Raw genomic sequence first — 15,708 nt, forward strand, 5'->3', positions numbered from 1 at the left:
CACACCCTCATTGTTGCGGCTGATATACCAGCTTCACACCCTGTTTGAAAACAAGATCGTGACTGCTGCCATCCGCCGTCGGGACCATCTGCATATAGCCCGCATCGAGCGTTCCGAAAGGGGACGTTCCATGGATCGGGCCGGGCGAGGTCAGGATACTGCTATCGGTCTGCAACTCGACCTTGTCGGAGTTCACCCGGTAGCCATCGGAGGTCTGCATCGCGACTTTGCCGGTCAGGTCGATCCGGTTCGAATTGGGCTGGAATAGACCCTCATTCGCGCTCAGATCGGTCACATGGCCATCGGGCGCGGTCAGCTTTGCCGCGACCTGATCGGCACTAGCACCCTGATCCTGCGAGGGCTGGGTGCGGGCCATTGCTGCGGTCACCGAGAGCGTCGCGCCGGTATCGGTCACGCCAGAATATTCGGGCCGGGTGACCGCATTTTCGCGCGCGAGTTTCTCGACATCGACCTTGGCATAGGGAATCGCGGCGCTCGGATCGATCCGGCGCGAGACGAGAAAGATCGTCGACAACAGCGCCAGCGCGAGCAGCGGCAGGACGATCTTCGCCCAGGTCACCAGTCGTGTATGGCTGTTGTCGTACATCATCAAACGATCCCGGCCCTCAGGCAGTCGTGGATCTGCAGGAAGCCCACGGGCTTTTCGTCTTCGACCACGAAAAGCGCGGTGATCTTGCGCTCGTTCATCTGCGCCACGGCGGCCTCGGCCAATTGTCCGGGCGCGATGGTGCGCGGATTGGCGGTCATCACCTCGGAGACCTTGTGCTCCAGAAGACCCTGCATATGACGCCGCAAATCGCCGTCGGTGACGATCCCGGTCAGACGGCCCGCCTCATCGGTGACGCCGACCACGCCGAAACCCTTCTGGCTCATCATCAAGAGCGCATCGGGCATCGGCGTGTCTTCCGCCACCAGCGGCATATCGCGATGCATCAGGTCGGAGACTTTCGACAGACGCGCGCCCAGCTTTCCGCCCGGATGGAAGGTGCGGAAATGCTCGGCGGTGAATTCGCGATGCTCCATCAGCGCGACGGCCAACGCATCGCCCAGCGCGAGCGTCATCGTCGTCGAGGTGGTGGGTACCACGCCCGTGCCGCAGGCTTCCTCCGCCTTGGGCAGCACCAGCGCCAGATCGGCCTGCCGCAGCAGGGTCGAGTCCGGGCGGCTCGCGACACCGATCAGCGGGATCTGAAAGCGCCGCGTATGGGCGATCAGATCGGCCAGCTCCGGCGTCTCCCCGGAATTCGACAGAACCATCGCCAGATCGTGCCGGGTGACCATGCCCAGATCACCGTGGCTCGCCTCCGCCGGATGCACGAAATGCGCAGGCGTCCCGGTCGAGGCCAGCGTCGCCGCGATCTTGCGCCCGATATGGCCCGATTTCCCCATGCCGGAGACGATCACACGCCCCTCGGTCTTGAGGATCATCGCCACCGCGCGCGAAAACTCGCCATCGAGGCTCGCCGCCAAGGCTTCCAGCCCGGCGACCTCGATGCCGATCACGCGACGGGCGATGTCGGAATAATCAGTGGTGGAAGATGTCATTGGGTTCATCCCAGCCCAGCAGATCGAGCTTCGCACGCGCCGGCAGGAAATCGAAACAGGCCTGCGCCAGTCCGAGCCGGTTCTCGCGCTCGAGCCGTGCCACGAGTTCGGCCTTGATCTGGTGCAGGTAGAGCACGTCGGAGGCCGCATATTCCATCTGCGCGTCGGTCAGCTCCGCCGCGCCCCAGTCCGAGCTTTGCTGCTGCTTGGAAATGTCGACGCCGACAAGCTCCTGCACCAGCACTTTCAGCCCGTGGCGATCTGTGAAGGTGCGCACCATCTTCGAGGCGATCTTGGTGCAGAAGACCGGCTTCGTCTCCACCCCGAACGCATTGTAGAGCGCGGCGACGTCGAAGCGCGCGAAGTGGAACAGCTTCTCCACCGACGGGTCGGCCAGCATGCGGCACAGGTTCGGCGCTTCGGTCTGACCTTGGGCGATCTTCACCAGATGCGCGTCGCCGTCGCCCGCCGAAAGCTGCACGAGGCAGAGCCGGTCGCGGCGCGGGTCGAGGCCCATCGTCTCGGAGTCGATGGCTACGACGGGACCGAGATCGAGCCCGTCGGGAAGGTCGTTTTGATGCAGGTGGATTGCCACGGCGTGTCCTTCTTTAACGTCTTGCCGGGCATATAAGCCTTTTGCCGCGTTCTTGCCAACGCGAGATGGCAAAACCCGGCTTAGGTGTCGCTTGTGCTCAGCAGTTCAGCTCTCGCGCGCGGGCGTGGCGCCGCTGGGTTCGTCGTCATCTCTCAGCGGCTTCCAGGTAATCACCCGATAGGCGTAGAGCAGGACGAGCACCACGATCACGCCGGTCGAGACCGGGTTCACCCAGCTTGCGACTTCGCTGTACTGCTTCCCGAGCAGATAGCCCGCGACGGTCAGCAAGGCGGTCCAGAGCGCGCTGCCCAGCGTCGTGTAGGCAAGGAACGGGACGAAGGGCATCCGCGCCATGCCCGCCGGCACCGAGATCAGCGTGCGGACGCCGGGAAGCATGCGCCCGAAGAACACGCCCACCCAGCCGTGCTTGTCGAACCATTTCTTGGTCCGGGTAATGTCGCGCGGGGTGATGCCGATCCAGCGGCCATGGCGGCTCGACAGGTGGCACAGGCGCTTGATCCCGATCTTGAGGCCGATCCAGTACCAAAGGAGCGCGCCCAGCACCGAACCGATGGTGCCCGCGACGATCAGCCCGATCAGCGAGAATTTCCCCTGCGCCGCCATATAGCCTGCGAGTGGCATGATCAGCTCGGACGGAATCGGCGGGAACACGTTCTCCAGCAACATCAGGCCCGCGATACCGAAATAGCCGAAGGACGCGATGACGCCGGTGATCCAGTTGAACATGTTTTCTCCTTTGGCGCCTCAAGCCGGAACGGCGCGCCATGGTCGGTTGAATTAGCTGAAGTTCCCGCGGTGCTTCATTCGGCGGCCTCCTGCGGAGAGCCCGTCTGCTGATCCTGCCGGCGTTGTTGTTGCCGCTGTCGGAGCAGTTTCAGCTCTGCGCCCCGTGCTCGACGCTCGCCGTCCTCGCTGGTCAGGAAGGCACGCGCCTCCTGCTCCAGCATTTCCTCCAGCCGCGACGCCAATTCCCGACGCTTGCGGAAACTGCGCAGCTGCACCGTCGAAGAGGTCTGCGGCAAGAAGCGCTGATGCTCCCCGGCGTGATAGACATCGAAACAGAGCCGCCCGGCGGTCAGGATATTGTCGCGACTGCTTTCCGCGAGAACGGTGAAAACCACCGACTCCACCTCTTTTGCGTCGTCGGGCAAGCTCGAGAAGTCCAGCGCGACGTCCACAAGATCGGAGATGCGGCCGAGATCGCGATAATCCGCGGTTTTCAGCGGGCCCTTGATCGACTCGTTGGGGCCGGAATCCGCGAACGGAGCAAACCCGCCGGAATCGCTGGCGATCGAGTGATAGGTTTTCCCGTCGATCACGAGATCGGCCAGAAGGGCTTTCACGAAAATCGGCTCGGCGCCCATATTGCCGAGCATCAGATGCCCGCGCTCATGGCCGCCCGCGACCCGGGTAAGCAGCAGTTTCGAGCGACGCTCCCGCCGGAAATTCTGCAGCAGAAGTTGCAGATAGATAATCCAGACGAGCGCGGTGACGATCTGCACCGCAATACTCACCACCTGATTATGATCGACGAGCCACTCCATTTTCATCCTTCTGCAACGGTCGCGTGTAAGCTTTCATCGGCAACGCAGCAGAAGGGGCTCCGGGTCCGAAAACCCGGAGAAAAGAGGGGTGCGGGCCCGTTTTCGCGTCGTCAGTCGGCCAGAACGAGCAAATCGCGGCTCGCCACGCTGACCTCGGCCTCGGTGCCGACCTTGGGCGGCGGATTGCCGGGGCGGTTGAACGTGTCGAGCGCGATAAGCTGCCCTTCCACTTCCATTCGCACCCGCAGGATCGAGCCGAGGAAATGCGTCTCGACGATCCGCCCCGTGAACACTGTGTCATTGCCCTCGCGGCGGCCCAGCGCCAGAACTTCGGGCCGCGCGGCCAGCGTGACCGGAGTGCCTTGGCCCGCGGTGACGGGTTCGGAGAGGATAACCTCGGTATTGCCGACGCGCAGGGCGCCGCGCGCCGGATCGGCCACTTCGGCCTCGAGCGCGTTCAGCGTGCCCACGAATTGCGCGACGAAACGGGTCTTCGGCTGGTTGTAGATCTCGAAAGGCGCACCGATCTGCTCGGCCACACCGCCATTCATCACCACCACCCGATCCGAGATCGACAGCGCCTCTTCCTGATCGTGCGTCACGAAGATCGTGGTGATGCCGAGGCGGCGCTGAATATCGCGGATTTCTTCGCGCAAGGAGACGCGGATCTTCGCATCAAGCGCGGAAAGCGGCTCGTCGAGCAGCAGCACGCGCGGCTGGATCGCGAGCGCGCGCGCCAGCGCCACACGCTGCTGTTGCCCGCCCGACAGCTGGAACGGATAGCGGTTGCCCAGATCGGGCAGACCGATCAGCTCCAGCATCTCGGCCACACGGGCCTTGATCTCGGCGCGCGGACGTTTCGCCACGCGCAGCCCGAAGCCCACGTTCTGCGCGACCGTCAGGTTGGGAAACAGCGCATAGGCCTGAAACACCATGCCGATATTGCGCTGGTTCGCCCCCAGATGCGTGACGTCCTGCCCACCGATGCGGATCGCTCCGCCCGAAGGGCTCTCGAAGCCTGCCACCATCCGCAGCACCGTCGTCTTGCCGCAGCCCGACGGGCCGAGCAGCGAGATAAATTCGCCCTCTTCGATGGAGAGGTTGAAATCCTTCACCACGCGGTTCGCGCCGAAGGATTTTTCCAGATGTTCGATCTCGAGAGAGGCCATGGGTTACCGCTTTGCGTTCGTATGTTTGGAAAACCGGGTGACGAGTTGGATCAGCCCCATGCAGATCCAGGTGATCGAGAAGGCGATCACCGCAAGCGCGGCAGGCTCGTAAGCCTTGTTCGCGCCGGTCAGCTGCATGTAGGGGCCGAATGCCGGCCGGTTGAGGAGCGAGGCGAGGACGAACTCGCCGATGACGATGGCGAAGGTGATGAAGGCGCCCGAGAGCACCGCGACCAGCACGTTCGGCAGGATGACGCGGGCGAGGATCGTGCTCCACCCGGCGCCGAGGCTCTGCGCGGCTTCGGTCAGCGTCCCGACATCGATGGTGCGCAGTCCGGTATCGACCGCACGATACATGTAAGGCAGCGAGAGCGTGGCATAGCCCAGCATCAGCAGAAGGTTAGTGCCCGTCGTCGTGCCGGTCAGCGGCAGGATCGACGAGGTGTTATAGAGCCGGATATAGCCGAAGACGATCACGATCGGCGGGATCACCAGCGGCAGGAGCGTGATGAACTCCACCACCGGGCGCCAATGCGGCAGCTTGAGACGCACCCAATAGGCGGTCGGCACCACGATCAGCGCGCCCACGAGGATCGTAAAGATCGCCATCACGACGGAGTAGCTGAAGGTTTCGCGGAATTGCGGATCGGCGAGCACCGAGCGGTAAGCGTCGAGCGAATAGACCCCGCGCCGCGCGCGCAGCGAGAATTCCAGCGTGCCGAGCAGCGGCAGCGCGAAATAAAGCGCCCCGAAAGCCAGCGCGAGCCAGGACCAGAGTTTCTTGGATTTCATCGCATCCACCTTTCGGAGCGTACGCGGAGCCAGACATAGGCGAGGTTGGCGAGGCCGGTGATGACGATCATCCCGAAGGCCAGCGCGTAGCCCAGATGCGGGTCCTGCAGCACATCGCCGCGGATTTGCGCGTAAAGCATGATCGGCACGATCGACATCGACGAGCCGGTCAGCGCATAGGCCGTCGCCACCGCGCCGAAGCTATTGGCGAACAGCAGCGCCAGCGTGCCCAGCAGCGACGGCCAGAGGATCGGCAGCGCGACGATGCGCCAATACTGGAAGCCGGTCGCGCCGAGGATGCTCGCCGCCTCTTTCCATTCGCGCTTCAGACCGTCCAGCGCGGGGGTGATGATCAGCACCATCAGCGGGATCTGGAAGAACAGATAGGTCAGCGTCAGGCCGAAGAAGCTCAGCAGGTTGAAGCCATGCGTGTAGATGTTGAAGCCGAACCACGACTTCAGCAGCACGGTCACGAGGCCCAGACGTCCCAGCGTCGCAAGGAAGGCAAACGCCAGCGGCACGCCTGCGAAGTTGGAGGCCACGCCCGAGAAGGTCATCACCGGACCGCGCAGCCAGTTCGGCAGGCCGCCCAGCGTCACGGCGGCGGCCAGCGCGAAGCCGATCAGGCAGCCTACAAGCGCGGTGGCGAGGCTGATCTTGATCGAGATCCAGTAGCTCGCGAGGATCGTCGGTTGAAACAGGTTCACGAGGTTCGACAGCGTGAAGCCCCCGTCACTCGTCCTAAACGCGCCCACCACGATATACATCGTCGGGGCGATCAGGAACAAAAGCGCGAAGAGCGTGAAGGGAACCATCCCCACCCAAGTCAGCGGCAGCTTGCGGCTTTGCATCGGGCCTCGCTTTGCAGAATTTTCAATAAAGTCGCCCCGCGCGATCAGGCGCGGGGCGTGTGCTTATGCGGGTTCGGTTACTGGACGTTCGCGCCGACGACGCTATCCCAGCCGCCGGTCACGACTTCCTTGTTCGCAGCCTGCGCGTCGAGCGACGGGAATACCGCCTTGGCATAGCCCTCGGCGGGCGGCATCGCGTCGAGCATCTTCTGCGGAACCTTGCCGTTGGCCGACAGGTCGTTGAAGCGGATCGGGTGGCAATAGCCTTCCAGCCAGCCGAGCTGACCTTCGTCCGAATAGAGGTATTCCATCCAGAGTTTGGCTGCGTTCGGGTGCGGCGCGTAGGCCGAGATCGCCTGAACGTAGACACCGGCGACAACGCCCGATTTCGGCACGACGACGTCGACCGGCGGGTTGCCGTTCAGCGTGTCGCGACCGGCAAGCGCGTTATAGTCCCACTCGACGACGATCGGGGTCGCGCCCTGTGCGAGCGTCCCGGTCTTGCCGATGACGGGCACGAAGTTGCCGTTCTTGTTCATCTCGGCGAAGTATTTCAGGCCAGCTTCGCCCGAGGCTTTGCCCGGCTCGCCGCCTGCTGCGACGCCCGCGGCCAGAACGCCGAGGATCGCCTGGTTCGAGGCGCGCGGATCGCCCGCGAGAGCCACCGAGTTCGCGTATTCCGGCTTAAGCAGGTCCGACCAGTCCTGCGGCACGTTGTCGACGATGTCCTTGTTCACCGCAAACGACAGCACGCCGTAATAGTCGCCATACCAGTAGCCTTCGGCATCCTTGGCGCTGTCCGGGATCGTGTCCCAGGTGGAGACCTTGTAGGGCTGGATCAGACCCTCGTCCTTGGCCGCCGGGCCGAAGGAAAGGCCCACGTCGATCACGTCGGGCGCCTGCGGACCTTTGTTGTCCTTGTTGGCGCGGATCGCTTCGAGCTCGTCGGCCGAGCCCGCATCGGGGTTCAGTTCGTTCACGGTGATCCCGGGATACTTCTTCTTGAAGCCGTCGATCACGCCCGCGTAGTTGCACCACGAATGCGGCAGCGCGATCGTGGTCAGGCTGCCTTCTTCTTTCGCAGCAGCGTAGAGGTCATCCATGCTGTCGGCGAAGCTGACGCCGGTGCTGGCAGCAAGGGCCATGGCGCTGGCCGCTGCAAGGTAACGGAACTTGAAGGTCATTTTCAGGTCTCTCCCCGTTGATGGAGGGCGGTGCCGCCTCATGCGGTCCTGTCTCCCCCGAGCTAATGTCTTTCGACGGTTGTGCCGTCCGGTTGGCTCCGGCATCGGCGACCCTTTATGCGGGCGTTGTAACAGATTTTTGGCAGTACAGATGTTGAAGCAAAATTCCTCATCAACACTAGTTACAGACGCGTGAGCCGCGCCAACGAGCGAGGGCGCAGCCCCCGCTCGCGCCGATGTCAAAGGCACGCCTCGTAAAGCGCGCGGGTATTCTCGGCCGTCATCTCGACCGGGTTGCCGCCACAGGACGGATCTTCCAGCGCCATCTCGACCAACATGTCGAGATCTTCGCGCTTCACGCCCATCTCGGTCAGGTTCGCCGGGATGGACAATTCGGTGCGCAGGCTCTCGATCCGGGCCTTGAAGCCCTCGAAGCCGCCCGCGATGCCCAGGTAAGCCGCCGCGCGGTTGATCCGCTCCTCGATGGTGGCGCGGTTGAAGTCGAGCACCATCGGCATCACGCAGGCATTGGTCGTGCCGTGATGGGTGCCGTAGACCGCGCCGACCGGGTGGCTCAGCGAATGGATCGCGCCGAGGCCCTTCTGGAAGGCCACCGCCCCCATCGCCGCTGCCGACATCATATTGGCGCGCGCCTCCAGATCGTCCGGCGTCGTGTAGGCGCGCGGCAGGTTCTCGAACACGAGCCGCATCCCTTCGAGCGCGATGCCCTGGCTCATCGGGTGGTAATGAGGGCTACAGAACGCCTCGAGGCAATGCGCGAGCGCGTCCATCCCGGTACCCGCCGTGATGAAGGGCGGCATGCCGACCGTCAGCTCCGGATCGCAGATCGTGATCGCGGGCATCAGCTTCGGGTGGAAGATGATCTTCTTCTTGTGGGTCTCGGAATTGGTCAGAACGCCTGCGCGGCCCACTTCCGAGCCGGTCCCGGCCGTCGTCGGCACCGCGATGATCGGCGCGATGGCGTCACCATTCGCCCGCGTCCACCAGTCGCCGATATCTTCCAGATCCCAGACGCTCAGCGAAGCGTCCTGCCCCGCCATCAGCGCGATCATCTTGCCCAGATCGAGCGCGGAGCCGCCGCCGAAGCAGATCACGCCGTCATGGCCACCCGCCTTATAGACCTCGATCCCGGCGGTCATGTTGCCCTCGTTCGGGTTCGGATCGACCTCGGAGAAAACCGCGCGGCCAAGGCCCGCCGCGTCCAGCACGTCGAGCGCAACGGCGGTGATCGGCAGCGCGGCCAGCGCCTTGTCGGTCACCAGAAGCGGCTTCGCGATACCCACGGATTTGCAGTGATCGGCCAGTTCCGAAATCCGGCCGGGGCCGAATTTGATCGTGGTCGGATAGGACCAGTTTGCGGTGGGGGCAGTCATTTCGTCACCTTCTTGAGATGGTAGGATTTCGGACGCGTCAGCGCGTGATAGCCCAGCACCGAAAGCGAGCCGCCACGGCCCGTTTCCTTGCAGCCGGTCCAGCACAGCGCCGGGTCGAGATAGTCGCAGCGGTTCATGAAGACGGTGCCGGTCTGCAGCCGCTTGCCCATCGCCTCGGCGCGGGCGGGATCGGCGGTCCAGATCGAGCAGGTCAGCCCGTAATCGCAATCGTTCATCGCGGCGATGGCTTCCTCGTCATCCTTCACCGGCATGATGCCGACGACGGGACCGAAGCTTTCCTCGCGCATCACGCGCATCTCGTGGTTCACGTCGACGAGGATCTGCGGCGCGAGATAGGCGCCACCGTCGTCTGCCGGGAACAGCTCGGGGTCGAGCAGCGGCTTGGCGCCATCGGTGATCGCATCCTCGATCTGGCCGCGCACCACTTCGGCGAAGCGCTTGTTGGCCATCGGGCCGAGGGTCGTCTCCGGTTCGAACGGATTGCCGAGGGTCAGCTTGCTCGCCCAGGCTGCGGCCTTTTCGACGAACGCATCGTAGAGGCTGGCATGGACGTAGATCCGCTCGATCCCGCAGCAGCACTGGCCCGCGTTGAACAGCGCGCCATCCATCAGCCCGTCGACCGCCGCGTCCAGATCGGCATCCGCGGCCACATAGCCCGGATCCTTGCCGCCCAGTTCGAGGCCCAACCCGGTGAAGGTGCCCGCCAGCGCGCGCTCCACCGCGCGGCCGCCACCGACCGAGCCGGTGAAGTTGACGAAATCGAACGCCTTCGCGCCCATCAGCTCTTCCGAGGTCTCGTGCGTGAGGTAGACGTTCTGGAACACGTCCTGCGGCACGCCCGCCGCGTGGAAGGCTTCCGCGATGCGCTCGCCGACCAGCATCGTCTGCGTCGCGTGCTTCAACATCACCGTGTTGCCCGCGATCAGCGCCGGAACCAGCGAGTTGATCACCGTCATATAGGGGTAGTTCCACGGCGCGATGATGAAGACGACGCCGACCGGTTCGCGCGCGATCTGGCGCAGGAAGCTGTCGCTTTGCTCGACAACCATCGGGGCCAGCGCCTCTTCGGCGATCGAGGCCATGTAGCCCGCGCGCTCGTTCATGCCGCCGAATTCGCCGCCATAGCGGGTCGGGCGGCCCATCTGCCACGCAAGCTCCTCGACCACGAGATCCTTCATCTCGTTGAGCTTGGCGATGCCCGCCTCGACGAGCGCGATACGCTCCGACAGCGGGCGTTCGGCCCATGCGGGCTGCGCGGCGCGCAGGCCTGCCGCCAGCGCCTGCGCTTCGGGGGCGCTCAGCGCCTCGCGTTCGGCATAGACCTGCCCGTCGACGGGCGAGATACATTTCAGGGTCTTGGTCATCATGTCTCCTTGCGGGGGGTAGGGCCCCGCGGGTCTGTCAAAACTCAGGCGCGTTCGAAACCGCGCATCCGCTCCCAGTCGGTCACAACTCGGTTCTGCTCTTCGATTTCCCAGCGGGCGGCGCGCACGTAATGGGCCATCACGTCCTCACCGAAGGCGGATTTGAGCATGTCCGAACCTTCCAGAGCGCCCAGCGCCTCGGTCAGCGATTTCGGCACCTCGGTCACTTCGCCCGCCTTGTAGATGTCGCCTGCGGCTTCCGGCCCCGGGTCCATCTCACCCTCGATCCCGGCAAGACCCGCCGCGAGAAGCGACGCGCAGGCCAGATAGGGGTTCAGGTCCGCCCCGCCGATGCGGCATTCGACGCGGATGGATTTCGTGCCCTCGCCGCAGATGCGGAAGCCCGCCGTGCGGTTGTCCAAAGACCAGACCGCTTTCGTCGGCGCGAAAAGCCCCTCGCAGAAGCGCTTGTAGCTGTTGGTGTAGGGCGCGAGGAAATAGGTGATCTCACGCGCGTGGGTCAGCTGACCGGCGAGGAACTGGTGCATCAGCTCGGACATGCCATTCGGCGCGTCCTTGTCGAAGAAGGCAGGCTTTCCGCCCTTCCAGAGCGACTGGTGCACGTGGCTCGACGATCCCGCCTTGTCGGTGTGGTATTTCGCCATGAAGGTCGCCGAGAGCCCGTGGGACTGGGCAACTTCCTTGGCGCATTGCTTGACCAGCACATGCATGTCGGCGGTCTGAAGCCCGCCCGCATATTTAACGTTCAGCTCTTCCTGACCGCATTCGGCCTCGCCCTTGGAGCATTCGACCGGCACGCCCGCCGCATAGAGCGCGTTGCGCATCGCCCGCATCGCCGGTTCGGCGCGCGAATTGCCCATCAGCGAATAGTCGACATTGTAGCGCGCGACCGGGGTCGGATCGGGATAGCCCGCATCGAAGAGCTGCGGATAGCTTTCCTCGAACAGGAAGAATTCCAGCTCGGTCGCCATCATCACGTCAAAGCCCATGTCCTTGGCGCGCTTGATCTGCGATTTCAGCATCTGGCGCGGCGAATGGGGGATCGGCTCGTGGCTGTGATGATCGAGCAGATCGCAGATCACCAGCGCCGTGCCCGGAACCCACGGGATCAGCCGCAGCGTCTCCATGTCGGGCTTCATCACGTAATCGCCGTAGCCGCGCTCCCAGCTGGACGCGTCATAGCCCGGCACGGTGACCATCTCCATGTCGGTCGCCAGCAGGTAGTTGCAGCAATGGGTCTCTTCCCATGCGCTGTCGATGAAATGCGCCGCGTGGAACCGCTTGCCCTGAAGCCGCCCCTGCATATCCACAAGGGCTGCGATGACCGTATCGACCTCGCCTGCATTGACCGATTTCTTGAGCGCGTCGAACGATAATTTGCGCGACATGAGTTCCTCCGGGATCAAGATCACCGCGCGAGATTGCCGCGCGGTGCGGGGCCCCACAAGAGGGCAAATGTTGCGTCGTAGGGGCAGCGTTTCCGCCGCCCCCGCTTTGCTTAGCCGCAGCGATAGGGCGGGCCTGCCTTCGCCATCGTCGCGTTGTATTTCTTGAAGATGTCGACGACCTTGGCCTTCAACTCGCTCTCGGCCGCGATCTCGTCCCAGAACTTGTGGGCGGCGTCTTCGACCTTCTGCCATTCGGCGTCCGGAATGGTCGTCAGCTCCATATCGGTGCCTTCGACGCGCAGCTTCGCCTCGCCCGACCAGTACCAGTACTGGCGGTGGTAATGCGATTGATCGAAGCAGGTCTTCATCAGCGTCTTCAGACGATCCGGCACTTCGTTCCAACGATCCATGTTGGCGAAGAAGTGGCCGATCCATGCGCCCGAGATGTTGTTGGTCAGGAAGTAGGGCGCGTTCTTGCCCCAGCCCGAGGTGTAATCCTCGGTAATGCCCGACCATGCGACGCCATCGAGCTCGCCGGTCTGCAGCGCGACTTCGACGTCTTCCCACGGGATCGTCACCGGCACGACGCCGAATTGCGCAAGGAAGCGCCCGGCGGTCGGGAAGGTGAAGACCCGCTTGCCGTTGAGATCGTCCAGCGACTTCACCGGCTCTTTCATGGCGAAGTTGCACGGATCCCACGAGCCCGCCGAGATGTGCTTCACGCCGACGGCCGAATACTGCTCGTCCCAGATCTCGTTGAGGCCCCATTCGTTGAACAGCGTCGGCACGTCGAGCGAGTAGCGCAGGCCGAAGGGGAAATAGCCGCCGAAGACGGTGACTTCGGTGGGCGAGGCCATCGAGTCATCGTCCGATTGCACGGCGTCGATCGTGCCCGACTGCATCGCGCGGAACAGCTCGGAGGTCGGCACCAGCTGGTCGGCGTAGTAAAGTTCGATCTCCATCTCGCCATCGGCGATTTCGTTGAAGGTCTTGATGCAATTGTCCACGACCTGTTCGGCCAGCGCAGGGCCGGCATAGGTCTGCATACGCCACTTGATCGGTGTGGTCTGCGCGACGGCCGGGGCCGCAAGGCCCGCCGCAGCCGCACCCACTGCACCGGTGGTGAGGAACTGTCTTCTTGTCGTCATCACTCTCTCTCCTTGTTGGTTGATCCCGGTTTTTCCGGGTTATGGTTATCTTCCAAGCACCGCATGCGGCAGCCAGAGCGCCAGCTGCGGAAAGATCATCACGAGGATCAGCGTCAGGACCATCACGCCCACGAAGGGGATCACCGAGGCGTAGATCACCGGCAGGGTGAATTCCTTGGGCGCCATCGCCTTCATCAGGAACAGATTATAACCGAAGGGCGGCGTGAGATAGGCAACCTGACAGGTGATGGTATAAAGGACACCGTACCAGATCATGTCGAAGCCCAGATGCCGGGCGAGCGAGACATAGACCGGGGCCACGATCACCAGCATCGCCGTGTCATCGAGGAACATCCCCATCACGAGGAAGCTCAGCTGCATCAGGATCAGGATCTGCCACGGGCCGAGGCCGAGGCTGTCGGTGAAGAAATCCTCGATCGCGCGGCCCGCACCGAGACCGTCGAACACGGCCCCGAAGGACAGCGCCGCGGTGATGATCAGCATGAACATCACGGTGATCTTGAGCGTGTTCTCGGTCGAAACCTTGAAGACCTGCCAGGTGAAGCGCCGCTTGATGGCCGCCGCGAAGACGGCCGCCAGAGCGCCGATCACCGAGGCTTCGGTCAGGCTCGCCCAGCCCTTAAGAAAAGGCACCATCATCGCAACGAAGATGAAGACCGGCATCAGGCCCGCGCGCAGCAGGCGCAGCTTCTCGCGCATGGTGATCATGGCGCGCTCTTCCGCATCCATCGGCGGCGCGAGGTCCGGGTTCATTTTGCAGCGGATCACGATATAGGCGACGAAAAGCGTGGCCATCAGCAGCCCCGGTACCGCACCTGCCAGCCACAGTTCCGACACCGGCTGCCGCGCGATCAGCGAGAACAGCACCAGCACCACCGAGGGCGGGATCAGGATGCCCAAGGACGAGCCCGCCTGAATGACACCCGAGATCATCAGCTTGTCGTAGTTGCGCCGCAGCAGTTCCGGCAGCGCGATCGTCGCACCAATGGCCATGCCCGCGACCGACAGCCCGTTCATCACCGAGATCATCACCATCAGCATGATCGTCCCGATGGCGAGCCCCCCCGGTAAGGGCCCGAACCAGACGTGGAACATGCGGTAGAGGTCTTCGGCCAGACGGCTCTCGGACATCACATAGCCCATGTAGACGAACATCGGCAGCGTCAGGAGCGGCGTCCATTTCATCAGCTTCATGACCGAGCCGAAGCCCATCTGCGTGCCGCCCGGCCCCCAGAGCCAGAACGCCGCGACGACTGCGACGAAGCCGATGGCACCGAAGACGCGCTGACCGGTCAGCATCATCAGCAGCATCGTCGAGAACATCAAAAGGGCGATGGTGTTGTGATCCATCAGATTTCCTCTCCGCGAATAGTCGCGACATCGCGGATCAGAAGGGCCACGGCCTGCAAGAAGAGAAGTGCGAAGCCCGTGGTGATGATGACCTTGATCGGCCACAACACCGGGCGCCACGCGGTCGGGTTTCGCTCGTTATATTCGAAGGAATAGACCGTGGAATCGAAGGCCGAGTAGACCATGATCCCGAGGTAGAACATCAGCGCGAAGACGGTGAAGGCATCCCACCAGGCCTGCCCTTTCGGCGACCAGCGGGAGTACAGCAGGTCCATCCGGACGTTCGTGTCGCCCTGCAGGGTCCACGGCGCGCCGAGCATGTAATAGGCAACCAGCGTGAACTGGGCCATCTCGAGCGTCCAGAGCGCGGGGATTTCGAAGATCTTCGTCAGCGACGAAAACAACATGATCGCCATCATCACGTAGAGAAGGTACATCGCCACCTTGCCGAGCTTGCGGTTGAACCCGTCAATCAGGCGAACATAGGCGACACTCCAGCGTGGCATCAGGCGGCCTCCCCGTTATTTGCGGTGATCTGCGACAGCGCGGCTTGCAGCACCGGGGCAAGCGTCGCAGCCATCGCCTCTTGCGCGGTAGGATCGGCGATCAGATCGTTGCGCAGCTCCAGCATGACATTCGGCAGCGCCATCGGCGTGGCCTGCAGCGCCAGCGTATGACAGACGCCATCCGCGCCGGAGTAAGGTTCGTTAAGACGCGCATCGAGCTGGGTCACACGGCGGGCTTCCTCGAGAACCGCCTCAGCCAGGCTCGGATCGGCATCGTGGATCACGCCAAGCTCGACTTCGCGGGGCTTCCCGAACCAGATCGGCGTGAAGGAATGGACCGTCACCAGCGCCGTCGGCCGCCCGCGGGCCAACCGCTCGGCGATCAGACTACGTAGGGCTGCGTGGAACGGCTCGTAAAGCGCCTCGGTGCGCGCACTACGGTCATCCGGCGAAAGCGCCGCATTACCGGGAATGTCGTGAATCTCGGAGGTCACGGGCATCGCACCCGGATGATGCGGCGGACGATTGAGATCGTAGATCAGCCGCGACTGGCGGGCGGCGACCAGCGGTGCGTGCAGTTTCGCAGCCAGACCGCGCGCAAGGCCCAGCGCGCCGGGATCCCAAGCGATATGCGCCTCGCGCTGATCGGGCGTCAGCCCCAAATCGCCCCAAGGCGCGGGAAAAACATTCGACGCATGTTCGCAGACCAGAACGACCTCACCCGGTCGATCCGCGCCTTCGATTTCCACCGCTACATGCGCGCTGTTCAAATC

16 protein-coding genes are annotated in these 15,708 nt (G+C 63.6%); all 16 read right to left on the bottom strand.

The genetic code is table 11. The features are described from left to right. Nucleotides 1–7 precede the first annotated feature (7 nt). The 16 genes from lptC to BMI88_RS18400 all read right to left on the bottom strand — a co-directional run bounded on the left by lptC (nt 8) and on the right by BMI88_RS18400 (nt 15,705). On the bottom strand, nt 8–610 hold the full coding sequence (lptC, locus tag BMI88_RS18325) for an LPS export ABC transporter periplasmic protein LptC (protein ID WP_143594779.1): 603 nt from the start codon (nt 608–610) through the stop codon (nt 8–10). Then, on the bottom strand, nt 610–1,566 hold the full coding sequence (locus BMI88_RS18330; protein WP_078550968.1) for a KpsF/GutQ family sugar-phosphate isomerase: 957 nt from the start codon (nt 1,564–1,566) through the stop codon (nt 610–612). Before BMI88_RS18330 ends, lptC begins: the two co-directional genes overlap by 1 nt. Beyond that, nucleotides 1,547–2,161: a ribonuclease D gene (locus BMI88_RS18335; RefSeq protein WP_078550969.1), complete on the bottom strand. Its 615-nt coding sequence runs from the start codon at nt 2,159–2,161 to the stop codon at nt 1,547–1,549. The genes BMI88_RS18330 and BMI88_RS18335 overlap by 20 nt, the downstream gene beginning before the upstream one ends. Nucleotides 2,162–2,266: 105 nt before the next feature. Then, a complete protein-coding gene (locus BMI88_RS18340; RefSeq protein WP_078550970.1) occupies nt 2,267–2,908 on the bottom strand; it encodes a DedA family protein in 642 nt (213 codons plus the stop codon). Between the two features lie 74 nt (nt 2,909–2,982). Then, nucleotides 2,983–3,726 (bottom strand): hypothetical protein, encoded by a 744-nt coding sequence (locus tag BMI88_RS18345; RefSeq protein WP_078550971.1) that lies wholly within the window; start codon nt 3,724–3,726, stop codon nt 2,983–2,985. 110 nt (nt 3,727–3,836) lie between these two features. Continuing rightward, a complete protein-coding gene (locus tag BMI88_RS18350; protein ID WP_078550972.1) occupies nt 3,837–4,895 on the bottom strand; it encodes an ABC transporter ATP-binding protein in 1,059 nt (352 codons plus the stop codon). Nucleotides 4,896–4,898: 3 nt separating this feature from the next. Then, on the bottom strand, nt 4,899–5,687 hold the full coding sequence (locus BMI88_RS18355) for an ABC transporter permease (RefSeq protein WP_078541553.1): 789 nt from the start codon (nt 5,685–5,687) through the stop codon (nt 4,899–4,901). Further along, complete coding sequence (locus BMI88_RS18360; RefSeq protein WP_078550973.1) at nt 5,684–6,538, bottom strand: ABC transporter permease subunit; 855 nt, start codon at nt 6,536–6,538, stop codon at nt 5,684–5,686. The genes BMI88_RS18355 and BMI88_RS18360 overlap by 4 nt, the downstream gene beginning before the upstream one ends. 77 nt (nt 6,539–6,615) lie before the next feature. Continuing rightward, nucleotides 6,616–7,722 (bottom strand): ABC transporter substrate-binding protein, encoded by a 1,107-nt coding sequence (locus BMI88_RS18365; protein WP_078541552.1) that lies wholly within the window; start codon nt 7,720–7,722, stop codon nt 6,616–6,618. A gap of 239 nt (nt 7,723–7,961) precedes the next feature. Beyond that, nucleotides 7,962–9,116: an iron-containing alcohol dehydrogenase gene (locus tag BMI88_RS18370; protein WP_078550974.1), complete on the bottom strand. Its 1,155-nt coding sequence runs from the start codon at nt 9,114–9,116 to the stop codon at nt 7,962–7,964. Then, nucleotides 9,113–10,501 carry an aldehyde dehydrogenase family protein gene (locus BMI88_RS18375; RefSeq protein ID WP_078551127.1) on the bottom strand — a complete coding sequence of 463 codons (1,389 nt, stop codon included), beginning with the start codon at nt 10,499–10,501 and terminating at the stop codon, nt 9,113–9,115. Before BMI88_RS18375 ends, BMI88_RS18370 begins: the two co-directional genes overlap by 4 nt. A gap of 44 nt (nt 10,502–10,545) precedes the next feature. Continuing rightward, on the bottom strand, nt 10,546–11,910 hold the full coding sequence (locus BMI88_RS18380) for a glutamine synthetase family protein (protein ID WP_078550975.1): 1,365 nt from the start codon (nt 11,908–11,910) through the stop codon (nt 10,546–10,548). A 110-nt stretch (nt 11,911–12,020) separates the two neighbouring features. Further along, on the bottom strand, nt 12,021–13,058 hold the full coding sequence (locus tag BMI88_RS18385; RefSeq protein ID WP_078522177.1) for a TRAP transporter substrate-binding protein: 1,038 nt from the start codon (nt 13,056–13,058) through the stop codon (nt 12,021–12,023). A 45-nt stretch (nt 13,059–13,103) separates the two neighbouring features. Continuing rightward, a complete protein-coding gene (locus BMI88_RS18390; RefSeq protein WP_078550976.1) occupies nt 13,104–14,429 on the bottom strand; it encodes a TRAP transporter large permease subunit in 1,326 nt (441 codons plus the stop codon). Next, nucleotides 14,429–14,935 carry a TRAP transporter small permease subunit gene (locus BMI88_RS18395; RefSeq protein WP_078522175.1) on the bottom strand — a complete coding sequence of 169 codons (507 nt, stop codon included), beginning with the start codon at nt 14,933–14,935 and terminating at the stop codon, nt 14,429–14,431. Before BMI88_RS18395 ends, BMI88_RS18390 begins: the two co-directional genes overlap by 1 nt. After that, nucleotides 14,935–15,705, bottom strand: a complete 771-nt coding sequence (locus BMI88_RS18400; protein ID WP_078550977.1) for an N-formylglutamate amidohydrolase — start codon at nt 15,703–15,705, stop codon at nt 14,935–14,937. The genes BMI88_RS18395 and BMI88_RS18400 overlap by 1 nt, the downstream gene beginning before the upstream one ends. Between the last annotated feature and the right edge of the window lie 3 nt (nt 15,706–15,708).

Source organism: Thioclava sp. F36-6 (genome assembly GCF_002020305.1).
Lineage (GTDB): Bacteria > Pseudomonadota > Alphaproteobacteria > Rhodobacterales > Rhodobacteraceae > Thioclava > Thioclava sediminum.